The following is a 24254-nucleotide window of genomic DNA, read 5'->3' as shown; positions in this document are numbered from 1 at the left end:
AATAATTTTTGAATGTATTAAATTTATCATCGTTTATTACTTGGTCCAAAAGTAAAGTTCTTTTAGTCGTCGATTTATATTCGAATGATTCCAAAGTTGATAGTTAAATCACCCAATTTCAAAAACCACCATCTTGTAACAAAACCATCTCTCTTGGATCTGTTATAATAAGTCGCAATATTTTTTGAATCCCATAAGGACAAGCTATGCGTATCGACCAACGTGCATTAGATCAATTACGTGAAGTTAAAATTACCCGTAACTACACCCGTTATGCGGAAGGTTCAGTATTGGTTGAATTTGGTCATACAAAAGTGCTGTGTACTGCAAGTATTGACAATTCAGTGCCACGTTTCTTAAAAGGTCAGGGCCAAGGCTGGGTGACTGCGGAATACGGTATGTTGCCACGTTCTACCCATACACGTAGCGACCGTGAAGCTGCTCGCGGTAAGCAATCTGGTCGTACTCAAGAAATTCAACGTTTGATTGGTCGTAGCTTACGTGCAATGGTGGATTTGAAAAAATTGGGTGAAAACACCATTACCATCGACTGTGATGTGATTCAAGCAGATGGCGGTACACGTACTGCTGCAATTACGGGTGCTGCGGTTGCATTAATTGATGCCATGAATGTACTTCTTGAGAAAAAGAAAATTAAGCACGATCCATTAAAAGGTCTCGTTGCTGCGATTTCTGTCGGCATGTATCAAGACGAAGTATTGCTTGATCTTTGCTATGAAGAAGATTCTAACTGTCAAACTGACTTGAATGTGGTGATGACTCAAGCAGGTGAGTTTATTGAAATTCAAGGGACTGCAGAAGAAAAACCATTTACACGCGCTCAATCCAATGCAATGCTTGAAATGGCTGAAAAAGGTATTCAGGAATTGGTAAAAAAACAACAAGAAGCGCTTGGTTGGTAATTCGAAAATATTGATATATTTTTATAAACAAAACGCATCTTCGGATGCGTTTTTTATTGCATAAAATGATTTTAACCTAATTCGGTTATTTATAAATTAAAACAAATATTTGATATTCATAATTTTTTAAAAAGTATTCATCAAACTGCCATAAAAACTTCACTCTAGCGTCATAGCAGTTGTATTGACTATCCCTACCTTTATTTCATGGATAGGACAATGCAAAATTTTTTGCTGATTTTAGTGACCAGTCTGAGTGTCTTACTCAGTGCTTGTAATGATGATAATGAAAGCTCAACGACGAATCCACAGCCACCCGCTGCGTGTAAAGTACATTGCGCACCATAATAAAAAATAAGGAAATAGAGATGAACCGTCGTGATTTTTTAGTCAATTCAACAAAAACAATATTTGGGACAGCCGCTTTAGCCAGCTTTCCAGCCAGCATCCAAAAAGCTTTAGCCATTGACGCCAAAGTCGAAACAGGCACGATTAAAGATGTAAAACATGTCATCATTTTGACGCAAGAAAATCGCTCGTTTGATAATTATTTTGGAACGTTAAAAGGAGTTCGTGGATTTGGTGATCGTTTTACCATTCCGCTATCCGACAACCGTAAGATTTGGGAACAATACGATAAAGATAAGAATAAAATCTTTCCCTATCATTTAGACAGTACTCGCGGTAATGCACAACGTGTTAGTGGTACGCCACACTCATGGACAGATGGACAATTTGCTTGGAACCATGGGCGTATGGGCAATTGGGTACAGTATAAACAACCCCAATCTATGGGATATTACAAACAAAAAGAAGTTGAATTTCAGTTCTCACTTGCCAACGCCTTTACCCTGTGTGATGCATATCATTGTGCAATGCATACAGGAACCAATTCGAATCGTATGTTCTTATGGACAGGTTCAAACGGTCCTAAAGCTGCGGGTGTTGCCAGTGTTGTAAATGACTTGGACAGTATTGGTGCATCAAGCACAGGCTATGATTGGACAACCTATCCTGAGCGCCTACAACAAGCGGGTGTGACGTGGAAAGTTTATCAAAATATGCCCGATAACTTTACCGACAATCCTTTGGCTGGCTTTAAACAATATCGCCGTGCCAATGAATTATCAGGTAAACCTGTAAACAATGACAGCACGTGTCCTGCTTATGATCCTGCCATTGATGCAATACAACCGTTGTATAAAGGGATTGCCAATACGATGCCTGATGGCGGATTTCTCGCTTCATTTAAAGATGATATTGCCAAAGGTCAATTACCTCAAGTCAGCTGGATGGTTGCACCTGCAGCCTATAGTGAGCATCCAGGACCATCAAGCCCTGTACAAGGTGCTTGGTACATTCAGGAAGTTTTAAATGCTTTAACGGAAAACCCTGCGATTTGGAGTCAAACGGTTTTATTGGTCAACTTTGATGAAAATGATGGCTTTTTTGACCACGTTCCTTCACCAAGTGCACCTTCAAAAGACGCTTCAGGTGTGATGCAAGGTAAAACCACCTTGAGTGATGAACAAATCTCATATGAATACGCTACGCATCCTAAAGCTTCAGCAGGGCAACCTAACTTTACTGATCCAAAAGTCAGCAATGGTGTGGGAGTCTATGGTCCAGGAATACGCGTACCCATGTATGTGATTTCTCCGTGGAGTCGTGGTGGTTGGGTAAATTCACAGGTTTTTGATCATTCGTCTGTTATTCGTTTCTTAGAGCAACGTTTTGGCGTGCAAGAACCGAATATCAGTCCATATCGCCGTGCTGTATGTGGTGATTTAACAACAGCTTTTGACTTTAAAAATCCAAATACCACAGCTATTTCGGACTTGATGGGTAAAAAAACCAAGAATGATGCAGATGCGATTCGTAATGCGCAAGCGCTATTGCCGCCGGTTTCCCGTCCTTTAAGTCAGGTCTATCCTGTTCAAGATTTAGGAACACGATTGTCTCGGGCATTACCTTATATTTTACATAGTAGTGCGAAAGTTGATGTGGCAACAAAAACGGTGAAGTTAATGTTCTCCAATACAGGAACACACGCCGCAGTTTTCCATGTTTATGACAAATTGAATTTAGATGCGATTCCTCGTCGTTATATGGTTGAAGCAGGTAAGCAATTGGATGATGTATGGAAAGCTTCAAATGGACTATATGATTTATGGGTGTTGGGTCCAAATGGCTTCCATCGTGGCTTTGCAGGTGATTTAGCCAAGTCTGCACAAATAGAGGCATTGCCAGAAGTGCGTGTATGTGTTGAAGAATGTGATCCTAAACTCTATTTAAAAGTTCGTAATGACGCTGCGAAAACAGCAAAATTGACAGTGAAAGCCAATGCTTATCTACCCAATAAGACATGGAATATCGAAACGGCTTCTACAGAAAAGGAGTTGAATTGGAATATGTCTGATTTCGGTGGTTGGTATGATTTTACTGTAACAATAGAGGGTGATAGCACCTTTAAACGCCGTTTTGCTGGGCGTATTGAAACGGGTAAAGATTCATTTTCTGACCCTTATATGGGATTTATAGAATCTTAATTTTAAATAGCTGAATTTTTATAATTTAAATAAGGTGCGAATTGCACCTTATTTTTAGTTGATAGAAGATTTTTAGTTGATAGAAGGCCACATAATTTGCGCAAACTTACATGATTAAGATTCCAATCATCTATTTACGTCAATAGATACATAAATCAGCTGAAATCCCTTGTTTCGTATACAGACTCTACAAATCTTTTCATCAACCGATATTTAGAATATTTCAAACTTTAGCAAATGGCAGGCTTATGAAAATACTCATTGTTCTATTCGCAGTGATTACCTTTGTATTGATGGCTGGAGATCCACGCCGTGAAGATTTCGAAAGCAAAGAATTTGACGCAAAAAATAATGAACCGCAACAACATGCTGAACAGCAGCATGATCAAGAAGACTCTGGAGAACCTTCTTGATCATTTGGATAGGACTAGCTTTCAGCTTTTGATTTTAACATCTGATAAGTGAAATTTTTACCATTTAGCACATCCATATTCATGTCTTTATACTGTTGTAGAATCTCTGTTTGATCAAATTCACAAGATTTTTGCTTTTGCGTCCCTGTTTGATGAACAGTGCTATAACAAGAACCCACCTTATTTACAAAAGCATAGTAAGGTGAAAGGGGAATATGCGCTGCTTCTAGTACTTTGGGTGCTAAGAAATGTGCCGCCACAAAAGGCCCTTTAAATTGCTTTTGATCAATCGGGAAATTTGCCCAAACTGCAAGTGGTGTTTCAAAGAAGCGAACATCTTTTTTCTCAGCTTTTTCTTGCGCTGATTTAAAGAAGCCATACTCATCGTAAACGCTTTGTAAGTTGGGTAAATGGTCACCAAAGAAAATCACAATTGTTGGGCGATCAAGCTGTTTGACATGCTCAATCAGGGTTTTAAATTTATCGTCAGCACGTTGCATACCCGTTAAATAAGTATTCAGCGCGCGTTTACTGTTCTCACTCACACCATCTTTGGTGATTTTAAAATGGTCTTTACCAAAACGATCATCACTGTACATTGGATGATTTTCAACACTGATCGCATAGATAAATTGCGGTTTATCAGTATTTTTAAGCTGATTTTCAATGCTGTTATAAATCAAATCATCAGTAGCCCAACCCGCAGCATTGATATATTTGGCGCGGTCAGCCATGTTGATCATATTTTCAATTGAAGTAAAACGGTTAAAACCTAGATTTTGATAAACTGCGCTACGGTTATAAAAATATTTGCCGTTGTTATGCATTGCAGTTGTTTCATAACCCAATGTATTCAAATACATTGGTAATGAATAAGTTGGACGTTTTAATTTTGAGACATAAGCCAGTTCATTATGATTTAAATAGGTATTTAGACTGGTTAACACTTCAAACTCAACGTTAGCAGTTCCTCCACCAAAACTTGGAGACAATAAGCTAGAAACCTGATTTTTACTAATCGTTGGGGTGATGTTAGGTGGAATGCTTTTGTCTAATTTTCTGGCATCCCAATGCGACTCGCTCATCACAAAAACGATATTTGGCAATTGTTTTTGTTGTGACGGATCATCTGATGCTAGATTCGATGTAGATTCTTCATCATGTTCAACCGCCATCGGTTGATAAAAAGCAGCAACTTTTTCTTCAGGAATAACTTGTGTTTGGAAAATTTTATTGTTTAAGCCATCTACGGTTTTGGAAAAGAAGAAGGTCGAAAAACCTAAGTATTTAATGGTTAGGTGATCACCAATCCAGTCACCACGAGTATTGGGTAAATATTTTGCATATTGGCAAATTGAATTTTTTGCTGCATTGGCACAAGCTTCACTAAAATTATTTTTAAAATTCGCGGTGATAAAGAAACCAAGGATGGCAAAAGATAAAATGCTGTTTGTCAGGAGAAGAGGCTTCGTCCCTAATTTTTCTTTTTTATAGAGAAATACAAATAGTCCAATAAACACCACAATTGCTGCAAAGACTGCAATTTTGAGCATGATTGGAGAGGCGACAAAGGTTTCTTTAAATAATAAAAAATCACTAGGAACGAAACTTGCAGAAAGATATTGCTCTTTCTTGATATTGATAAAGCTCAATAAAAAAATAATAAATTGACTAAGTAAAATGGTCGCAAAGGTTTTTCTTAAAATTAAATAAAATAAACTAATAAAGGCGTAGTTTAAGAGAATTGAAAAGCCATATTTATACAGACGTGGTTTTAGATAGATGTCACGTAATTGAAAGAAACGCGTGATATCTTCTTGATATAAGAAAAAAGCAAATACAGATAAAAAAGCGACAAGTAAAAACAAAACTTGTTGTTTCAACGTCTTCATTGGCCTAATTACAGGAATGTATTGGAAGCCAAAGATTATAGGCTTATTCAGACGGCTTTTCTATGTAAAAACTGCTTGTTTTGTAAGCAAAATTAAAACTAATCAATAAAAAATAGCAAACTAAAGCATCAACGTTGCCCAAAGAATGTAGATATCCTTTGGGCATTTTTTTTACGGGCTTACACGTTGTATCGCTTCATCATAAGTCGCGCTTGGTTTGTATTGATTGGCCAATTGGTAATGTTGCTTAGCTTGGGCATAATCTTGATTATTTTCATAGATTTTACCCATATTATAGTGAGAGTAAGCTTTGGTATTGTTATTGGTCGCCAAAGCAATGGCTTTTTGATTTGCCCACAAAGCTTCTGAGGAACGATTGAGCTTTTGATAAGCAACAGCAAGATTACTATAGGTCTGGCCAACATTTGGATTGTAGTCGATAGACTGTTGATAGAGCATTGCAGCTTGTTCAATCTGGTTGTTTTGATAGGCTTTATCCGCACTTAAATTAAGTGTCTTGGCTCGTTTTTGCGCATCTGCTGAGACAGGAACGATATTTACCCGAGTGGTTTGATTTTGATAATTTGATACTGTTGAACCCACTTGGCTTGCGTTAACCGTGGTTCCTGAAATACGATTGATATCTTGAATTTCACCTTCAGGACTAATGCGGAATACAGTCCATAAATTACCCGCTTGACCAGTTGGAATATAATAAGAACGAATCAGTGATTCACCTGCATACACCATGACTTTGGCTTGACTATTGGATAAATTGGTCGTAGTTGGTTGAGTGCGATCAGAATAGTCATGTACTGAATACACATAATATTGACCTTCTAAACGTTTATCGATAGTGACGGTTTCAGGACCATAAGAGTCGGTGTCATCTACATCCAGATTTGCAGCCAAACCTTGTTTACTGTCCCAATATACATGCTGATTTTTATAACTTAAGTGTGAATCAAGATCTAAAGGGTTTTGCCCCCAATTCAGTACAATTCGCATACTGTTGAGATCTTTAAGTACAGGACTTAAGGCGTAAGTCATGCCATCACATGGACATTTTGCAACCAGTGTTGAATAACCTGATTTTTTGATAATCAATAAATTATCTGAACTGTCTGCAGTATTACTATTGACTGAGGCTCGGCCGCTTGTATTGGTAGAACTTGAGGCAGAGCGCTCACCATTTTTTTGCAAAATTACTTCAGCATTGGCAATATTTTGATCTTTGACTGTTGCACTTAACACATGCACATTGACTGTGTCTGCATGGCTCAGGATCGGAATAGATAATGCGAATAGTGATGAATATAAAATATGTTTTTTCATTGTTTATCTCTTTTGTTGGTGCACGTAATTTGATTGTTATTTAGAAGATCTTTTGCATAAAATTAGCTGATTATTTATTGACTCATCGTTTTATTTTGTAATAAAAAAAGCAGTATATAGATACTGCTTCATGGCTCATATGATTGAGTGATTAGTCATTAAAACGCATAGATAAATCAATCGCTTTAACATCTTTAGTCAATACACCCATCGAAATATAGTCAACACCTGTTTGTGCAACTTGACTTAAATTCTCAAGAGTTATATTTCCAGAAGCTTCTAATTTACAACGCCCTGCAACATGTTTAACCGCATCAATCATTTGTTGTTGGCTAAAATTATCTAGCATGACGATATCTGCTTTGGCTTCAAGCGCTTGATTCAGTTCATCCCATGTTTCAACTTCAACTTCGACAGGCTTACCTGGTGCGATTTGATGCGCTTTGGCAATTGCCTGAGCAATACCACCAGCAGCCATGATGTGATTCTCTTTAATTAAGAACGCATCGAATAAACCAAGGCGGTGGTTTTGACCACCACCTATAGCAACTGCGTATTTTTGTGCAATCCGTAAACCCGGCAAAGTTTTACGCGTATCTAACAATTTGGTTGCTGTACCTTCTAGATATTTTACATATTCAGCCGTTTTGGTTGCGACCGCAGACAGGGTTTGCACAAAGTTTAATGCAGGACGCTCAACAGTCAGCAAACTACGCGCAGAACCTGCCAATTTATAAATGGTTTCATTGGCTTTAACCCAGTCACCATCATTTTTAAGCCAAGTAATCTGTACGCTTGGATCATACGCTCTGATCAGTGCATCGACCCAAGGTTGTCCCGCCAAGACCATATCTTCACGCGAAATGATCGTGGCTGTCGCTTGCTCATCTTCTGGTGTGAGTAGGGCAGTAATATCAGCATCGCCAATATCTTCTTGGAGTGCTTGTTGAATATTAATTTGAATAGATTGTTCAAGCAAAGATTCAGGTATGCTCATGGATATCCCTATTTTAGTCACCCTTAAAAACTGAGCGATATATTAGCACTGTCATTGCAAGTTTGAAGAAGTTTTTATTTTATACAGATAAGAGTACACTAAAATATTGAAAATCAGCTTTATTGAAAATAGAAAAATTCTGTAGGAATAAGATATGCAATCTGCACCACAGTTTCAGGTCGTGAATGGTCAATTGATTGGCGCAAGACAAGTCCCATCACCCAACTATAATCAACGTCCTGAAAATACAGAGATTCAGCTGATTGTGATTCACAATATTAGTTTGCCACCGTCACAATTTGGTGGTGGTTATATTGAACAGTTTTTTCAAAATCAACTGGATTGGTCAGTCCATCCTTATTTTCAAACCATTGAGGGTATGCAGGTTTCTGCACATTTGCTGATTTTAAGAACTGGTGAAATTATACAGTTTGTTAATTTTAATGATCGGGCTTGGCATGCTGGACGTTCAGCTTATCTGGGTAAAGTTGAGTGTAATGACTATTCAATTGGGATTGAACTTGAAGGAAGTGATGATCGCGATTTTGAAGCAATCCAATATCAACAACTGGTTGATGTGGTTGCCATTTTGCAACACGCTTATCCAAAAACTGATCATCATTTAACAGGACATTCTGATATTGCATCAGGACGAAAAACTGATCCTGGACCACATTTTCAATGGCAGCAGTTTAGAGAAAGTTTGAACCAGAAAAAAATTAAGACAAAACAAGCGAAGTAAATAAGCGTCTGTTTATGATTTAACAACGCAATTTTAAGAATATTTAATTACAATAGCGACTTTATTTTAACTAGGTGAATACGATGGCGCTGTGGCGATCCACCTTTATTGTCAGTGCAATGACCATGTTGTCACGAGTCTTGGGCTTAGTCCGAGATATGGTTTTGCTCAATGTGTTTGGGGCAGGTAAGGATTTTGACACCTTTGTGGTTGCTTTTCGTATTCCCAATTTTTTCAGGCGTTTATTTGCAGAGGGGGCTTTTTCGCAAGCCTTTATTCCCGTACTCACCGAATATAAAACTACAAAACTGCATGCGGAAGTACAGATTCTGATTAGTCGTGTGTTTGGCTGTTTGTTAATGGTGATGTCACTGTTAACCTTAATCAGTATGATCATTGCGCCTGTGATCTTGTATGTCTATGCACCCGGTTTTCATAACGATCCAGCAAAGTTTGATCTGGCTGTAGATATGTTTCGTTTAACGATTCCCTATCTGATGTTTATGTCATTGACTGCATTTGCCAGCAGTATTTTGAATAGTTATGGATCTTTTGCCTCTCCAGCGTTTTCACCTGTATTACTCAACGTGGCAATGATTGCTGGTGCTTGGTGGTTAGCCCCGCATATGGCTCAACCGATCATGGCTTTAGGATGGGCTGTGGTTGCAGCAGGGGTTTTACAACTTGCGATTCAAATACCTGAATTATGGAATAAAAAATTACTGATTCCACCTAAAGTTGATTTTAAACATGAGGGTGTAGATCGAATTTTAAAACTGATGTTGCCCGCTTTATTTGGTGTATCAGTCACTCAGATTAACTTATTGTTAAATACAATTTGGGCGTCATTCATGCAAGATGGTTCGGTGTCATGGTTATATAGTGCCGAACGGATGACCGAGTTACCACTTGGATTGATTGGTGTTGCGATTGGTACCGTGATTCTTCCGTCTCTTTCTGTGAGTAAAGCAGAACAAGATCAGGCCAAGTTTCGTAGAATGTTGGATTGGGCTGCACGCGTGATTGTGTTGGTGGGTGTGCCAGCCAGTATCGCTTTGTTCATGTTATCTACGCCGATCATTCAAGCGCTTTTCCAGCATGGTGCTTTTGATGCACGTGATACGCAAATGACCGCTATGGCACTGCAATGTATGAGTGGCGGTGTACTGGCATTTATGTTGATTAAAGTTTTTGCACCAGGTTTTTATGCCATTCAGGACACCAAAACACCTGTACGTGTCGGCTTAATGGCGGTTGCAGCCAATGCGATTTTAAACATTATCTTTATTGGTATTTTTAAATTGATTGATTGGCAAGCCGAGCATATGGCCTTAGCCATTGCTTCTTCAGGTTCAGCTTTGGTCAATGCAGGGATGTTATATTTTTATTTACATAAGAAAAATATTTTCCGTTTTGGTGCGCACTGGAAAAAATTATTCGTTCAATTTGCCATAGCCAATATCGTGATGATTGGCGCGCTATGGTTTGCTTTAAATTGGTATGATGGTACAGCTTCGCAATGGCTTCGAATTCTTGAAGTTGTCGGGTTATGTTTAGTAGGTATTGTGGCTTATGGTATTGCACTGCTTGCTGCAGGATTTAGACCAAGACATTTAAAGCACTAAATTAAGACCAATCAACAGAATATAAATGAGACAGCTTTTACTTTGAGCATCATTTAATCATATATGCTGTATCTAGCGCATGGCGACAAGGATGTCACCATAGCGTGTGGGATAGAATTTAAATTCTAAATAATAAAATACGGTACTGTAAGTTTGACAAAGGGATGAATTTACGTCTATGAAATGCGATAAGATTTTTATTAGAGCATAAAAAAACATCGCGATTGAGCGATGCTTTTTATTTTCAAAGCTATTTTACCCTGAAACTAAGGTAAAACTTTTAATAGTTCTACATCAAAGATTAATGTACTGTTTGGACCAATTGCATCACCCGCACCAATCTCGCCGTAGGCAAGTTTTGCTGGAATAAAGAAACGATATTTCGCGCCTTCTTTCATCAGTTGCAAACCTTCAGTCCAACCTTGAATCACTTGGCTAACTTGAAATTCTACCGCTTCATTCCGTGCAAAAGAACTGTCAAATACGGTGCCATCAAGTAAACGACCTTCATAGTTTACAGAAACTTTAGATTTTGCAGAGGGTGATTTTCCAGTACCTTGTTGTAAAACACTATACTGCAAACCACTTGGGCGAGTAATTACACCTGTTTTTTTCGCATTTTCTACAAGAAAAGCTTCACCTTGTTTGGCATTTACATCTGCAGCTTGTTTAAACTCTAGCATTTGTTTTGCTTCAGTTTGCTGTTTATATTGTGCAAGTGCTTTTGCCATTTCTTCATCAGTTAAGCTTGCTTTCTGACCTGTAGAGCCTTCTTTGATCCCTTGGATAAAGGCATTTAAATTAATTTGTTTTAAGGTATCGGCATTGGTACGTCCCATGACATAACCATAGCTATAACCCAGTTGATCTTGTTGGGAGCTTTTATTGTTAATCGGTGCTGAGAAAGCTGCACTACTCAGCATACTAAGACTAAGCACAATAAGTGTTTTTTTCATAATTAAAATCCAAAAAAGGAGAGTAAATCTCTCCTTCTCTTAAATGTTATTTAACTTTAACAAGTTCAACATCAAAAATTAAAGTGCTGTTTGGAGGAATCGTGCCAGGAACACCTTGTTCACCATAAGCCAATTTTGCAGGGATATATAAGGTTGCTTTACCGCCTTCCTTCATGAGCTGTAAACCTTCAGTCCAACCTGGAATTACTTGGTTTAAAGGGAACTCAACGGGTTGACCACGATCATATGAGCTATCGAATACTTTACCATCTAACAACTGACCTTTGTAATGTACAGTGACCATAGAGGTAGCAGCAGGTTGTTTGCCAGTACCTTCTTTAGTGATTTTATATTGCAATCCTGAAGCCGTTGTTTTAACACCTTCTTTTTTCGCATTTGCAGCTAAGAATGAGTCATTTGATGAAGCTGTTTCTTGGGTTTGTTGTAATTGCTTTTGTTGCATTTCTTTTTGGAAGTCAACATACGCAGCTTGTAATTCTTCATCTGTATAGGCACGTTGTTTTTTAGCGTGGCCGTCGCGAATACCGCTGATAAATGTATTCACATCGACTTCAGGTGGAGTTTGGCTCGCAACTTCATAACCAAGTGCATAACTAATTTTTTCTACAGGTTTAGCATTTTTTGACATTGAATGACTGTTTACATCAGCAGGATGTTGAGATGCATAATAAACAGGTACAAGTGCAGCACCACCTAAGATTACAGCAATTGCGATGGGTAAGGCTTTACTCATAAAAATTTCCAAATTTTAATCTTTTAAGAGGCTAATTTGATCATTAGCATAATCTGCTCAAGCATATAACTTCTTCATCATAAACGATATAGTTATCTGATGACGACAACTAAAAATATACAGTTATATTGATCAAAAAATTGGCACAAAAAAGCCAGATAGAATCTGGCTTTCTCTTCATTATTTGTTATTAATCATCTTTGGAAGCGGTGTAGGCATAAGCATAATTATAGCCATAATTACCGCCTACAGTTGCTCGGACATCATTGAGAATAATACCATTCACTTTGCTTCCCGCCTGTTCAAAGCGATTAATGGCTAATTCTAATTCTCTCATTTGTGTTTTTGCATAACGTGCAACCACAAGGTTTACACCAGCAAATTGAGAAATGATGATGCCATCAGTTACCGCCAAGATAGGCGGTGTATCGATAATAATATGATCATATTGCTGAGAAAGTTGTTCTAATAATTCGCTAAAACGATCTGAACTGAGCATTTCGGAAGCATGATTATGATTTTTACCACGCGGCAGAAAATCTAAATGGTTTACGGTATTTGAATGAACAATACATTGTTCAAGCGTGCTTTGTCCTGCTAAATATTCAGTTAAACCAGGTGAAGTGTCATGACTGAAATATTTATGTAAATAGCCTCGACGGATATCTGCATCAATCAATAAGACTTTCTTATTGCCTTGTGCAAAAATCGCGGCGAGGTTGGTTGAGATAAAGGATTTACCAATTTCTGGAGCGGGTCCTGAAATGGCAATAATATTATTTTTTGCCTTATTTAAAGCAAAGTGAATCGTGGTACGAATGCTACGTAAGCTTTCAATGGCAATGTCTTCACTATTTTTTGCGGCAAGAATAGGAATCGATTTTTTCTTTTTCAACAACTGAACACGGCTTTCTTGAATCGGAGAGCGGGGTACAGTGGCATACACAGGTAGATCAAGTTCATTTTCAATACGGCTAGAATCTTTAATCCCTGATGAAAGCATATTACGGAGTAATGCAATAACAACACCAATAAATCCGCCCACAAAAATTGCAAGAAGTAACACAATTAATTTTTTAGGCTTTATTGGTTTAACGGGTTCTACCGCAGTATCAATGATACGAACATTACCAATTTCACCTGCTTTAACAATTTTTAATTGTTGGTAGCTGTTTAATAGTGATGTATAGAGTTCTGTATTGACTTTCACATCACGATAGAGTTGTAAATATAGGCGTTGAGTTTCAGGTAAGCGTTTAATGGCTTGATTCAGTTCAATAGACTTCTTATCAATTGCTGCGAGTTGTGCATTGATCTCTGTCATTAAAGGGTGATCAGGAGTATATTTAGCAGAGTATTCAGCTTGTTTTTGCTTTAATTCTATCCGCATTTTCTCTAATTCAATATTCTGCTTTAACATCAACTCTGATTCTTGAGTGACATCCACAGTATTGTATTGTTCACGGAATCTATTAAATTTAATTTCTGATTCTTCAAGTTGCTGTTTTAGCTCAGGTAGTTGTTGATCGAGAAAACGTAAAGTTTGTTTAGATTCTAAAGTTTTACGTTCAATATTCTGTTCATGATAAACGCTCAGAATATTATTGAGAACTTGAGTAATGTGTTGTTGATCACTTCCGCTATAACTCAGGCCAATCACACCTGTCATTTTACCTTTTTCAGCAACTAAGTAATTTTCTTGCATCAGTTTAACTGCTGAAGGAAGTGCAAGCTTAGTGAGTGTAAAATCTTGCTGAAATGGGTTTAGGCTGTTAATTTGGACTGACCATAATCCTTTATTGTCTTGAGCTTGGTTGAACTGATTTAAATTGCCTTTGAATACAACCTGATCTTGATAACTCAAACTAAACTGATTTTTATTTATAAAATTTAAAGTAAGCTTTTTATCAGAATAATATTCTGGAATATCCAACTTTAAAATCGAAAAGCTAGACTGATTTTTTTGAAAATCAACTGCTTTAGCACTATAACTGAGCTGAGTTTTTTCTTTGGAAATTAACTTATGTAAAAAAGTATCTTCATTATCTTGAATTTGAATATTTAAATTCAAATTATTAATCACTTTTCCAAGTACAAGGCGCGAATTTAAGATTTCAATTTCGGCATCAGTAGGAGACTTTTGCCCTAAGCCGCCAGCAATATCTTTGAGTTCACCCATTAAAGCAGCTGAGGCAGCACTTTTACCGTCTTCAACTTGAACCATTGCATCAGTGGAATAGACTGGAGAGGTAACGCGTAAATAAAGTAAGGCACAGATTAAGGTTAAAATGACACAAAGTACAATCACTTTCCATTGAGCGATTAAAGAGAAAAATAACTCTTTTAAGTCAATCGTATCATCATTAGTTTGTAAATTTTGATTCATAAGTTAACAACTAATTTAAAATTTATAGATGTGATTGCCAGTCATTGGCATAAACTTGGATATTTTTACATGTTTCATCAAAAAAAGCTTGATCATGTTGATATGGATCAGGCACATTTTGACCTTGCCAATGTCCTAAGCGAAATACTTTACCTTTAGCAAAGGGCCATTTTTGTTCTATATGTTGTGATTGGTTTTTGCTCATCACTAGAACAAGATCGGCTTTTTTAATCAATTCAGCATTAATTTGTCGCGCAACATGGGAGCGCATATCAATATTTAAAGTATCCATACAGGCAATCGCTTTATCATCTGCGGAATGACCGATCATGGCAGCAAGTCCAGCTGACTCTATATTTAAATTTGGATAACTTTGCTTTAAAAAAAATTCAGCCATCGGGCTACGGCAAATATTACCCACACAAACCACAAGAATATTATTAATATCCATAATATTAGTTGTTTCCTAATAATTGGAATGAATAAATTGCACTGGCAAAAGGCACAATTTGCCCAATAACACGCTGCCAGCGAGTTAGACCAGTTGCATCAATATACACAATATCGTTTTTATGCATGGCAAACTGATTCGCTAAAGCAAGATTTCCAATACTATTTAAGTTTAATTGATAAATAGTTGATTGCTTAGTATTTAAATCTGTTCGCATCACATAAATTCGTGCAGCACTTGCAGAATATGGGCTAATTCCCTCACTTTCACCAAGTACATCACTTAAGGTCATGCCTTGATCACGTAAAACAAGTGCTTGACTTTTATTTGATTCACCCATGACATAGAGCTTTTGATCTTGTTTAGAATTGACGAAAATTGTGTCGTTGGGTTGAATCAATAATTGATGTAAAGATAAACCTTGCTTTTCGAGCTGAATCGTATTTAGGTTGTAGGTTTGCCCATTTCTGATCAGTTGGATATTGGTTGTATCACCTGTTTTAGTATCTACTCCACCCGCTTGGCCCAATGCTGTATAGATACTGATAGGTTGATCATTTAGATTGTATTGACCACCCTTCATCACTTGGCCATTAACAAAGTAACGACGTCCTTCATAAGAAAGTACTCGAACAACTACATCAGGATGTTTTAAATATTTAGCAAATTGATTATGTAAAAAGCGATTGGTTTCAGCTAAGGTTTTTCCAGCAATATGTACACGGCCAACAAGTGGTAGCTGTATATAACCCTCCATGTCAATTGGATAACCTACAGAGGAAGTACTTTTATCTTGAATTGGTGGTGTGATTTCTGGATATGCCCAAAGTTGAATAGAGAGGACATCACCAGCACTTAAACGATAAATACTTTGCTGATTACGAAATAAAGAAACAAGATTATTTGAACTGAGTTGATCAGCCTTATTTAGATTTGGAATGTTATTTTGATTGAGCTGTATAACAGAAAGTTCCGCACCTTGATCAGTTTTATAATGGCCTTGTTCTGGTAGATCGTAGGTTTGAAGTCCTGAAGTGATAGTACAACCAGAAAAAGAAATCGAAATAGCTAAAATTGTAAACAGTGATGTGTACGGATACTTCACATTCAAAACCCTTATTTTATATTGCGTTGTTGCTTAGAATCTCATCTTGAAAACGAATTGTAAGCTAAAAAAACCAGGTTGGATATCTTATTGTAGGGAGGTAATTGTATTAAAATCGAAAAAGAAGTGTGTTGACTTGTATTTATTCAATGATTTTGTAATTTAAAAAGAATAAAGTATCTCATCAACAGTAATCGGTGATGAAAATCAAAATTATTTTGTTTTTGCTGGAAGCTGTTTAATATATGATTTTAGGTTGAGTTTGGATATAATCTTTTTAGTGTGAAAGTGGATAGAAGTCATACTTTGTAAAAAATGATTTTGGTGTTTTGATGAAGTTGTTATTGGAACATTTTAACTATTAGATTTATTAAAAAATGATTTGCAGGATTAGGGTATGAGAGTTTTGGTGACTGGTGGTGCAGGATTTATTGGATCAGCAGTGGTACGATATATTATAAAAAATACAAATGATGAAGTATTAAATATTGATAAGCTGACTTATGCTGGAAATCTAGAATCTTTAAAAGAAGTCGATTCAGACTCACGTTACCAATTTAAGCAAATTGACATTTGTGATGCTGAAAAATTAAATCAAGCATTTGCTGAATTTAAACCTAATGTGGTGATGCATTTAGCGGCTGAGTCACATGTAGATCGCTCAATTGATGGACCTGCTGAATTTATTACCACTAATATTGTGGGTACATATACCTTATTGGAAGTGGCTCGAAAATATTGGTTAGCGCTTAGTGATTCGCAAAAGCAACAATTTAGATTTCACCATATTTCAACCGATGAAGTGTATGGTGATTTAGACGGGACTACAGATCTTTTTACTGAAACAACAGCTTATGCACCAAGTTCTCCTTATTCTGCAAGTAAAGCAAGCTCAGATCATTTAGTACGTGCATGGCAAAGAACCTATAGCTTACCTACAATTGTAACCAATTGTTCCAATAATTATGGTCCTTATCATTTTCCTGAAAAATTAATTCCATTGGTGATTTTAAATGCTTTGGATGGTAAGCCTTTACCTATCTATGGCAAAGGTGATCAAATCCGTGATTGGTTGTTTGTTGAAGATCATGCACGCGCACTGTATGAAGTTGTCACACAAGGTGTTGTGGGAGAAACATATAATATTGGTGGACATAATGAAAAACAAAATATTGAGGTGGTAAAAACCATTTGTAATATTTTGGATGAATTAAAGCCACGAATGAATAATCAGCCATATGAAACACTGATTACTTTTGTAAAAGATCGGCCTGGGCATGATTTACGTTATGCAATTGATGCAAGTAAAATTGATCAAGATTTGGGTTGGAAGCCTGAAGAGACTTTTGATACAGGTATTCGTAAAACTGTGGAATGGTATTTAAATAATTTAGAGTGGTGCCGTCGTGTACAAGATGGTAGCTATCAACGTGAAAGATTAGGTGTAAGTGTATAATGACAACAACAAAGGGTATTATTTTAGCAGGTGGTTCAGGAACTCGTCTTTATCCAATTACTAAGGGCGTATCTAAGCAATTGCTTCCAATTTATGATAAGCCAATGGTGTATTATCCATTATCCGTGCTTATGCTTGCTGGAATCCGAGAAGTTTTAATCATAAGCACACCTGAAGATATTGATGGTTTTAAGCGACTATTGGATGATGGTTCTCAGTTTGGAATAGAACTTAGTTATGCTGTTCAACCAAGCCCAGACGGCTTGGCACAGGCTTTTATTCTTGGTGAAGATTTTATTGGTGATAGCAATGTCTGTTTAGTGCTTGGCGATAATATTTTTTATGGTCAGGGCTTTACACCCATGTTACGCCAAGCTGTAGCACGTCAAAAAGGTGCAACAGTTTTTGGTTATCAAGTTAAAGATCCAGAGCGCTTTGGCGTGGTTGAGTTTGATGATCAGAAACGCGCTGTTTCCTTAGAAGAAAAGCCAAAACATCCAAAATCAAATTTTGCAGTCACTGGTTTGTACTTTTACGACAACGATGTTATTCAAATTGCCAAAAATGTAAAGCCTTCTGACCGTGGTGAGTTGGAAATTACCACAGTTAACCAGATGTATCTTGAGCGTGGTGATTTAAACGTGGAATTATTAGGTCGTGGTTTTGCATGGTTAGACACAGGTACTCATGAAAGTTTACTAGAAGCAGCTCAATTTGTAGAAACCATTGAAAAACGTCAAGGGTATAAAGTCGCATGTCTAGAAGAAATTGCACTACATAATGGTTGGTTAACTAAAGAACAAGTTTTACAAATTGGTCAAAGCATGAGTAAGAATGACTATGGTCAATATTTGATTTCTTTGGTGGATGAGTAAATGAGCTTAATTGAATGGATTAACTTACCAGACTTGGGTGATCATCGTGGCTCGCTAGTTGTTTTAGAGTCAAATAAAAGTATCCCTTTTGATATTAAACGACTTTATTATATTTTTGATGCAAAACCTGATGTGCCTCGTGGATTTCATGCTCATAAAGAATTACACCAAATAGCATTCTGCATAAGAGGTAAATGCAAAATGCTAATGGATAACGGTAATAAAAAACAGAATGTTTGGATTGATCAACCTAATAAAGGTTTACTAATTCCTCCAATGATTTGGCATGAAATGCATGAGTTTTCTGAAGATTGCGTTATGCTGGTTCTTGCAAGTGATTTTTATGATGAAAATGACTATATTCGGGATTATGAAAAGTTTTTGGCGGAGATAAAATAATGGTAGACTTTAATTTAAAAGCAAGTACAACCTATTTAAGGCTTGTGAGTGAAGATGATGCAGAGTTTATTTGTAGTTTAAGAAATGATGATAAGTTGAATACATATATTTCGAAATCAACGGCTGATATAAATGCTCAGAAAAAATGGATAGTAAACTATAAAAATAAAGAAGCTAACGGAGAAGAATATTATTTTATTATTTGTAAATTAGATAATGATTTGCCAATAGGCACAGTTCGTTTATATGATTTTAAAGAAAATCCTAAGTCATTTTGCTGGGGTAGTTGGATATTAAATGAAAATAAAACTAAATATGCAGCAGTTGAAAGTGCTTTATTGGTCTATGAAGCTGGCTTTGCATATTTAGGTTTTGAACAAAGTCATTTTGAAGTAATGAAGGGTAATGATAAAGTTCATTCTTTTCACGTGAAAATGGGAGCGGAAAGAAATGCTGAAGATGAAATCAATGAATATTATGTTTTCCCAAAAGATAGATATTTAGATAATAAAATACAATATGCTAAGTTTTTAAGGAAATAAAATGCTATCAATTTCAGAATGTAAAATAGGAATGACTGCTGAACTTGAAAAAAGCTTTTCAAGTGAAGATGTAAATATATTTTCTAAGTTGTCTGGTGATGTAAATCCTGTGCATTTAGATGATGATTATGCGAAAAATACAATGTTTGGTGCACGTATAGTGCATGGAGCATTAGCTTCAAGTGTATTCTCAACAATTTTTGCTAACATTTTACCTGGTGCAGGTTGTATTTATTTGAAATCAGAAAATAAGTTTTTAAAGCCTATTTACCTAGATGAATTGGTAACTTTCAAAATAGAAGTTATTGATATTATTAAAGAGAAAAGCAGAGTGGTTTTTAAAACAGTAGCAACTTCTGGTGATAAAGTTTTTATTATCGGCACTGCAGAATTGTATCTTCCTGAATAATAAAATGAAGAAAATATTATGATCCCATTTTTAGATTTAAAAAACATCAATAAACAATATAGAAATGAGTTAATTGATGCCTGTACTCGTGTTATTGATTCGGGCTGGTATATTGGTGGTAGTGAATTAGAGCAGTTTGAGAAGAATTTTGCTGAATATTGTGATGTAAAGTTTGCAATAGGTGTTGCAAACGGTTTAGATGCATTAATCCTAACACTTCGTGCTTGGAAAGAGTTAGGTAAGTTAAATGATGGTGATGAAGTTATCGTTCCATCAAATACTTATATTGCAAGTATTTTAGCAATTACAGCAAATAATTTGACACCAGTTCTAGTTGAACCAGATATTGCGACTTATAATATTGATCCTGCAAAAATTGAAGCGGCAATTACTTCACGAACAAAAGTCATTTTACCTGTTCATTTATATGGTTTATTGGCTCCTATGCCACAAATTATGGGAATAGCAAAAAAGCATAATTTACTTGTTTTAGAAGATTCAGCTCAATCACATGGTGCCCAAATTGATAATAAAAAGTCAGGTAATTGGGGTGATGCTTCTGGTTTTAGTTTTTATCCAGGTAAAAATTTAGGTGCACTTGGTGATGCAGGTGCAGTGACGACCAATAATGAAGAGCTTGCACAAATGTTGCGTGCGCTTCGTAACTATGGGTCTCATGAAAAATATAAGAACTTGGTGCCTGGTGTTAATAGCCGACTTGATGAAATTCAGGCTGCAATCCTTGATATTAAATTGAAGTTTTTAGATAAAGAAACACAGCATAGACGTAAAATAGCGAACTTATATTTAACAGAAATCATAAATCCTTTAATAAAACTTCCATTAAGTGATATCAATGCTGAAGAGCTTCAACAGCATGTTTGGCACTTGTTTGTGATTAAAACTGAACATCGTGAAGCTTTACAGAAATATCTGGCTGATAATGGTGTCCAAACTCTAATTCATTATCCAATTCCACCACATAAGCAACAGGCCTATAAAGAATGGAATAATTTAAGTTATCCAATATCTGAACAGATTCATGCAGAAGTCCTAAGCTTACCTATTGGACCAACATTGAGCTTAGAAGAAGCGAAAAAAGTGATTCAGCTTTGTAATGCATTTAAAGTTTAACAATGAATTTACTGAAAACCAGTATATTGAACGGAATTGCTGTTTTAATAAAAACAGCAACAATGTTTGCGCTAAATAAAATTTTGGCTGTTTACGTTGGTCCAGCAGGTTATGCTGCTATTGGTCAGTTTCAAAATTTTATACAAATGGTGACAACATTTGCTGGAAATGCAATAAATACCGCAGTTATTAAGTACACAGCTGAATACTATGAAGATGAGCATAAGCAGCAATCCATTTGGAGAACTGCTGGAAGTATAGTTTTAATATTTAGTTCGTTGTTTTCGATATTGATTTTAATCTTTCAAAAGCGACTTTCTATTTATATTTTTCATACAGATACATATCAATCAGTTTTTGTATGGTTTGCAATATTTTTAACATTTTTTACATTTAATGCATTTTTTTTAGCAATTTTAAATGGTAAAAAAGAAGTTTTAAAGTTGGTTGTAGCCAATATAGTTGGGAGCTTGTTTTCGTTAGCGATTACAAGTGTATTAGCAATCAAATACAATTTATATGGCGCATTAGTTGCGCTTTCAATTTACCAATCATTGGTCTTTTTTGCGACTTTATTTTTATGTTATAAGGCTAATTGGTTTAGGCTCTCATATTTATTTGGTAAAATAGATAAAGATATAGCAAAAAAATTTGCAGCGTTTGCATTGATGGCTTTAGTAAGTGCGGTTTGTGTTCCTCTTTCGCAAATGGTCATACGAAGTTACTTAACATATGAATATGGTTTGACATATGCGGGTTATTGGGAAGCAATGATTCGCCTGAGTGCCGCTTATTTAATGCTTGTAACAACCACGCTAGGTGTATATTACCTACCTAGGCTTTCAGAACTCTCAAAAGTTCAGGAAATTAAATCAGAAGTCTATCTTGGCTATAAATTTATATTTCCATTGGCTGTGGTTGGTGGTCTTTTTGTTTATTTATTAAGAGATTGGATAATTAAGTTGCTGTTCACGCAGGCTTTTTTACCTATGCGAGATTTGTTCTTTTGGCAAGTAATTGGTGATTCTTTAAAAATTGGGAGCTGGATTTTAGCTTATCTCATGTTGAGTAAAGCAATGACCAAGCTATTTATAACAACTGAAATTATTTTTGCTATAACCTCAATTTTACTAACTTATGTATGTACTCAGCTACTTGGGTTTGAAGGTGTATCAATTGCTCATTTACTTAATTACGGAATGTATTGGATTGTAATGAGTGTTTATGTTTTTAAAAGTTTAGGTGATAAAAAATAATGAAAATTTTATTGATTGGAGAATATTCCGGTGCTTACACTCATTTAAGTAAAAAATTAAAACAAGAAGGGCACGATGTTGTTTGGATTCATGATGGTGATGCATATAAAAATTTTTCAGGTGCAGATTTTAATATTAAATATATAAAAAAAGAAACAAGTTCAATAATTTTAAAAATTTTTTATATTTTCTTAGATGTATTTGGAATAAAAGGAATTTTAGCCATAAAAAAATATAAAAAAAAGATAGAATTGTTAAAAGATTTTGATGTTGTACAAATTATTAATACCAATCCTTTAGGTGAATTTGGTTCATTTGCTAATATTTACTTTTTAAGAAAAATATTTAAGCAGAATAAAAAAGTCTATCTATCAGCTTTAGGTGATGATTATGTTTGGGTGAAAAATTGCCTTGAGAAAAAAGTTATATATTCTATGTTTGATAGATTGACTTTGAAAAATTTTTATCGCTATAGTTGGGCATTGCTGTATGTTTATGGCATTGGTTATATTAAGTTAAATAATTTAGTACTTGATAATGTCAAAAAAATTATACCTGGTTTATTTGATTACTATTATGCATATCAAAGTCAGGGTATAGAGAAATGTAGTGATCTGGTCTCATTAATCATTGAACCGAATGAAAATAATGATGTGGACTTTTTTTCGGAAAAAATTAATATTTTTCATGGTTGGCAACATAATAAAGAATTACGAAAAGGTAATGATATTTTTGATCGTGCTATTAAAAAATTAAAAAATAAGTACCCAGATAAAATTAATTATGAAATCGTTAGCGGTTTGCCATATTCTGAATATATACAAAAATTCTCCAATGCACATATTTTTATTGATCAATGTTTTAGTATGGATCAAGGGGTCAATGGTCTTTTAGGAATGGCCTCTGGAAAGGTTGTATTCAGTGGGTATTCAGAAGAACTTAGAGAGTATTTACAAGAGAATGATACTGAATATTTAATTAATGCATTACCAAATGAAGATTATTTGTTTAATAAGCTTGAATATCTTGTAAAAAATCCAAATGAAATGAAAAAAATTTCGACTAATGCTGTATCGTACATTAAGAAATATCATGATGCTGATGTAATTTATAAACAATTACTAAGTATTTGGATCGAAGAGTAGTTTGAATTAGGTATGTTAAAATGAAGATCGGTATAACTTTGAAACGAAATGCATATACACCGGAAGCATTTGCATATCAAAAATACTTAATAGGTAGAGGACATCATGTTCAATTAGACTATGACTTAGATATAAATAATGATATAAATATTTATTTTATGGGGTTAAGGCCTCTTTGGACAAAGAAAAAAATAGGAGCTTTAGAAGTTCATGAATATCAAAGCTTATCTATACCACCTTATGTCAAAATAAAAGATACTCTAAAGAGGTTGGTGAATCTGAAGCCAGATGGAAGGATTTTTTTGAATGAGAATGTTAAGAATGGTTTAAATTTTAATGATAATATTCCTTTTATCAAAAGAGATATGGGTGTAGATAGTAGTTTATTTCAAACTCCTAAAAAAAATGTTGATTATGATATAGTTTATTCAGGCTCAATAAATGGAAGGATAGGGCTGGTTGATATTCTAGTTAAACTTTCAAAAAATAATAAGGTTATTGTTGTTGGTGAAGTTGAAGGTGATATACAGAAAATTTTTAATAAGAATAGTATAACAATGACAGGTAAAGTTGGTAGAGAGTTTTTGCCTGAGCTTTATGCTAATGCTGAATATGGTTTAAACTATACTCCTAATATTTATCCTTTTAATATACAAACAAGTACGAAAACTTTGGAATATTTAGCATCAGGTTTAAAACTAATAACTAATAAATATCATTGGATTGAATGCTTTTGTTCTAATCTGGAATATGAACCTGTTTGGATTGAAAATCTAAATGATAAAATAGAAATGGACTTAAAAACTTCCAATATTCCAAATATGGATACATATAGCTGGGATTATATTTTAAATAATTGCAAATTTGAAGAGTTTCTCAAAGGTCTTTTGATTGATAAAGGCGTTTAGGT

At 35.4% G+C, this 24254-nt stretch carries 23 protein-coding genes; 15 read left to right on the top strand and 8 right to left on the bottom strand.

Annotated features, from left to right (window positions below):
• The first annotated feature begins 206 nt into the window (after window positions 1-206).
• The 4 genes from rph to MTO68_RS22610 all read left to right on the top strand — a co-directional run bounded on the left by rph (window position 207) and on the right by MTO68_RS22610 (window position 3885).
• On the top strand, window positions 207-923 hold the full coding sequence (gene rph, locus MTO68_RS22620) for a ribonuclease PH (protein WP_004723527.1): 717 nt from the start codon (window positions 207-209) through the stop codon (window positions 921-923).
• Between the two features lie 219 nt (window positions 924-1142).
• Window positions 1143-1271: a hypothetical protein gene (locus MTO68_RS23135; RefSeq protein WP_004723525.1), complete on the top strand. Its 129-nt coding sequence runs from the start codon at window positions 1143-1145 to the stop codon at window positions 1269-1271.
• 20 nt (window positions 1272-1291) lie between these two features.
• Entirely contained in the window at window positions 1292-3472 is a 2181-nt protein-coding gene (locus MTO68_RS22615; protein WP_244014470.1) for a phospholipase C, phosphocholine-specific, read from the top strand.
• Window positions 3473-3720: 248 nt separating this feature from the next.
• Window positions 3721-3885, top strand: coding sequence for a hypothetical protein (locus MTO68_RS22610; protein WP_004723523.1), 165 nt, complete (start codon window positions 3721-3723; stop codon window positions 3883-3885).
• A gap of 14 nt (window positions 3886-3899) precedes the next feature.
• On the opposite strand, the gene MTO68_RS22605 is transcribed toward MTO68_RS22610, so the two are convergent.
• From MTO68_RS22605 to nadC, 3 genes are all read right to left on the bottom strand, one after another.
• Window positions 3900-5777: an alkaline phosphatase family protein gene (locus MTO68_RS22605; RefSeq protein WP_244014468.1), complete on the bottom strand. Its 1878-nt coding sequence runs from the start codon at window positions 5775-5777 to the stop codon at window positions 3900-3902.
• 171 nt (window positions 5778-5948) lie between these two features.
• Window positions 5949-7112 (bottom strand): tetratricopeptide repeat protein, encoded by a 1164-nt coding sequence (locus MTO68_RS22600; RefSeq protein WP_244014466.1) that lies wholly within the window; start codon window positions 7110-7112, stop codon window positions 5949-5951.
• Window positions 7113-7263: 151 nt separating this feature from the next.
• Window positions 7264-8109: a carboxylating nicotinate-nucleotide diphosphorylase gene (nadC, locus tag MTO68_RS22595; RefSeq protein WP_244014464.1), complete on the bottom strand. Its 846-nt coding sequence runs from the start codon at window positions 8107-8109 to the stop codon at window positions 7264-7266.
• 154 nt (window positions 8110-8263) lie between these two features.
• On the opposite strand from nadC, the gene ampD reads away from it, so the two are divergent.
• Together ampD and murJ are read left to right on the top strand one after the other, a co-directional pair.
• A complete protein-coding gene (ampD, locus tag MTO68_RS22590) occupies window positions 8264-8851 on the top strand; it encodes a 1,6-anhydro-N-acetylmuramyl-L-alanine amidase AmpD (protein WP_244014462.1) in 588 nt (195 codons plus the stop codon).
• Between the two features lie 74 nt (window positions 8852-8925).
• The gene (gene murJ, locus MTO68_RS22585) at window positions 8926-10476 is read left to right on the top strand and encodes a murein biosynthesis integral membrane protein MurJ (protein ID WP_171066920.1); all 1551 of its coding nucleotides are present in this window, start codon (window positions 8926-8928) and stop codon (window positions 10474-10476) included.
• A gap of 266 nt (window positions 10477-10742) precedes the next feature.
• On the opposite strand, the gene MTO68_RS22580 is transcribed toward murJ, so the two are convergent.
• The 5 genes from MTO68_RS22580 to MTO68_RS22560 all read right to left on the bottom strand — a co-directional run bounded on the left by MTO68_RS22580 (window position 10743) and on the right by MTO68_RS22560 (window position 16128).
• The gene (locus tag MTO68_RS22580; protein WP_034614777.1) at window positions 10743-11432 is read right to left on the bottom strand and encodes an FKBP-type peptidyl-prolyl cis-trans isomerase; all 690 of its coding nucleotides are present in this window, start codon (window positions 11430-11432) and stop codon (window positions 10743-10745) included.
• 46 nt (window positions 11433-11478) lie between these two features.
• A complete protein-coding gene (locus MTO68_RS22575) occupies window positions 11479-12186 on the bottom strand; it encodes an FKBP-type peptidyl-prolyl cis-trans isomerase (RefSeq protein WP_151956697.1) in 708 nt (235 codons plus the stop codon).
• Window positions 12187-12376: 190 nt separating this feature from the next.
• Window positions 12377-14572, bottom strand: a complete 2196-nt coding sequence (locus tag MTO68_RS22570) for a polysaccharide biosynthesis tyrosine autokinase (RefSeq protein ID WP_244014460.1) — start codon at window positions 14570-14572, stop codon at window positions 12377-12379.
• A 22-nt stretch (window positions 14573-14594) separates the two neighbouring features.
• Window positions 14595-15023, bottom strand: a complete 429-nt coding sequence (locus MTO68_RS22565; RefSeq protein ID WP_151956695.1) for a low molecular weight protein-tyrosine-phosphatase — start codon at window positions 15021-15023, stop codon at window positions 14595-14597.
• Window positions 15024-15027: 4 nt separating this feature from the next.
• Window positions 15028-16128 (bottom strand): polysaccharide biosynthesis/export family protein, encoded by a 1101-nt coding sequence (locus MTO68_RS22560; protein WP_244014458.1) that lies wholly within the window; start codon window positions 16126-16128, stop codon window positions 15028-15030.
• 397 nt (window positions 16129-16525) lie between these two features.
• On the opposite strand from MTO68_RS22560, the gene rfbB reads away from it, so the two are divergent.
• Genes rfbB through MTO68_RS22515 form a run of 9 tightly spaced genes read left to right on the top strand, consistent with a single transcriptional unit; the run spans window position 16526 to window position 24252 of the window.
• Window positions 16526-17584, top strand: a complete 1059-nt coding sequence (rfbB, locus tag MTO68_RS22555; protein ID WP_244014456.1) for a dTDP-glucose 4,6-dehydratase — start codon at window positions 16526-16528, stop codon at window positions 17582-17584.
• Window positions 17584-18459: a glucose-1-phosphate thymidylyltransferase RfbA gene (gene rfbA, locus MTO68_RS22550; RefSeq protein WP_244014455.1), complete on the top strand. Its 876-nt coding sequence runs from the start codon at window positions 17584-17586 to the stop codon at window positions 18457-18459. Before rfbB ends, rfbA begins: the two co-directional genes overlap by 1 nt.
• Window positions 18460-18858, top strand: coding sequence for an FdtA/QdtA family cupin domain-containing protein (locus MTO68_RS22545; RefSeq protein ID WP_244014453.1), 399 nt, complete (start codon window positions 18460-18462; stop codon window positions 18856-18858).
• Window positions 18858-19400, top strand: coding sequence for a GNAT family N-acetyltransferase (locus MTO68_RS22540; RefSeq protein WP_244014452.1), 543 nt, complete (start codon window positions 18858-18860; stop codon window positions 19398-19400). The genes MTO68_RS22545 and MTO68_RS22540 overlap by 1 nt, the downstream gene beginning before the upstream one ends.
• Before the next feature lies 1 nt (window position 19401).
• The gene (locus tag MTO68_RS22535) at window positions 19402-19809 is read left to right on the top strand and encodes a MaoC family dehydratase (protein ID WP_244014450.1); all 408 of its coding nucleotides are present in this window, start codon (window positions 19402-19404) and stop codon (window positions 19807-19809) included.
• Window positions 19810-19827: 18 nt separating this feature from the next.
• Window positions 19828-20943 carry a DegT/DnrJ/EryC1/StrS family aminotransferase gene (locus MTO68_RS22530; RefSeq protein ID WP_244014448.1) on the top strand — a complete coding sequence of 372 codons (1116 nt, stop codon included), beginning with the start codon at window positions 19828-19830 and terminating at the stop codon, window positions 20941-20943.
• A gap of 2 nt (window positions 20944-20945) precedes the next feature.
• Window positions 20946-22199, top strand: coding sequence for an O-antigen translocase (locus MTO68_RS22525; protein WP_244014446.1), 1254 nt, complete (start codon window positions 20946-20948; stop codon window positions 22197-22199).
• A complete protein-coding gene (locus MTO68_RS22520) occupies window positions 22199-23344 on the top strand; it encodes a glycosyltransferase (protein WP_244014444.1) in 1146 nt (381 codons plus the stop codon). Before MTO68_RS22525 ends, MTO68_RS22520 begins: the two co-directional genes overlap by 1 nt.
• A gap of 20 nt (window positions 23345-23364) precedes the next feature.
• Entirely contained in the window at window positions 23365-24252 is an 888-nt protein-coding gene (locus MTO68_RS22515) for a glycosyl transferase (RefSeq protein ID WP_244014442.1), read from the top strand.
• Window positions 24253-24254 lie beyond the last annotated feature (2 nt).

This window comes from Acinetobacter sp. NyZ410 (assembly GCF_022828975.1).
In the GTDB taxonomy this organism is placed as follows: Bacteria; Pseudomonadota; Gammaproteobacteria; order Pseudomonadales; family Moraxellaceae; genus Acinetobacter; species Acinetobacter guillouiae.
Note: the sequence above shows the minus strand (reverse complement) of the source record. Positions and strands in the feature narration are given on the sequence as shown.

Bases quoted from the DNA above. Each gene is read 5' to 3' on its own strand.
- rph (WP_004723527.1), top strand. From the start codon at position 207: ATGCGTATCGACCAACGTGCATTAGATCAATTACGTGAAGTTAAAATT.
- MTO68_RS23135 (WP_004723525.1), top strand. From the start codon at position 1,143: ATGCAAAATTTTTTGCTGATTTTAGTGACCAGTCTGAGTGTCTTACTC.
- MTO68_RS22615 (WP_244014470.1), top strand. From the start codon at position 1,292: ATGAACCGTCGTGATTTTTTAGTCAATTCAACAAAAACAATATTTGGG.
- MTO68_RS22610 (WP_004723523.1), top strand. From the start codon at position 3,721: ATGAAAATACTCATTGTTCTATTCGCAGTGATTACCTTTGTATTGATG.
- MTO68_RS22605 (WP_244014468.1), bottom strand. From the start codon at position 5,777: ATGAAGACGTTGAAACAACAAGTTTTGTTTTTACTTGTCGCTTTTTTA.
- MTO68_RS22600 (WP_244014466.1), bottom strand. From the start codon at position 7,112: ATGAAAAAACATATTTTATATTCATCACTATTCGCATTATCTATTCCG.
- nadC (WP_244014464.1), bottom strand. From the start codon at position 8,109: ATGAGCATACCTGAATCTTTGCTTGAACAATCTATTCAAATTAATATT.
- ampD (WP_244014462.1), top strand. From the start codon at position 8,264: ATGCAATCTGCACCACAGTTTCAGGTCGTGAATGGTCAATTGATTGGC.
- MTO68_RS22580 (WP_034614777.1), bottom strand. From the start codon at position 11,432: ATGAAAAAAACACTTATTGTGCTTAGTCTTAGTATGCTGAGTAGTGCA.
- MTO68_RS22575 (WP_151956697.1), bottom strand. From the start codon at position 12,186: ATGAGTAAAGCCTTACCCATCGCAATTGCTGTAATCTTAGGTGGTGCT.
- MTO68_RS22570 (WP_244014460.1), bottom strand. From the start codon at position 14,572: ATGAATCAAAATTTACAAACTAATGATGATACGATTGACTTAAAAGAG.
- MTO68_RS22565 (WP_151956695.1), bottom strand. From the start codon at position 15,023: ATGGATATTAATAATATTCTTGTGGTTTGTGTGGGTAATATTTGCCGT.
- rfbB (WP_244014456.1), top strand. From the start codon at position 16,526: ATGAGAGTTTTGGTGACTGGTGGTGCAGGATTTATTGGATCAGCAGTG.
- rfbA (WP_244014455.1), top strand. From the start codon at position 17,584: ATGACAACAACAAAGGGTATTATTTTAGCAGGTGGTTCAGGAACTCGT.
- MTO68_RS22545 (WP_244014453.1), top strand. From the start codon at position 18,460: ATGAGCTTAATTGAATGGATTAACTTACCAGACTTGGGTGATCATCGT.
- MTO68_RS22540 (WP_244014452.1), top strand. From the start codon at position 18,858: ATGGTAGACTTTAATTTAAAAGCAAGTACAACCTATTTAAGGCTTGTG.
- MTO68_RS22535 (WP_244014450.1), top strand. From the start codon at position 19,402: ATGCTATCAATTTCAGAATGTAAAATAGGAATGACTGCTGAACTTGAA.
- MTO68_RS22530 (WP_244014448.1), top strand. From the start codon at position 19,828: ATGATCCCATTTTTAGATTTAAAAAACATCAATAAACAATATAGAAAT.
- MTO68_RS22525 (WP_244014446.1), top strand. From the start codon at position 20,946: ATGAATTTACTGAAAACCAGTATATTGAACGGAATTGCTGTTTTAATA.
- MTO68_RS22520 (WP_244014444.1), top strand. From the start codon at position 22,199: ATGAAAATTTTATTGATTGGAGAATATTCCGGTGCTTACACTCATTTA.
- MTO68_RS22515 (WP_244014442.1), top strand. From the start codon at position 23,365: ATGAAGATCGGTATAACTTTGAAACGAAATGCATATACACCGGAAGCA.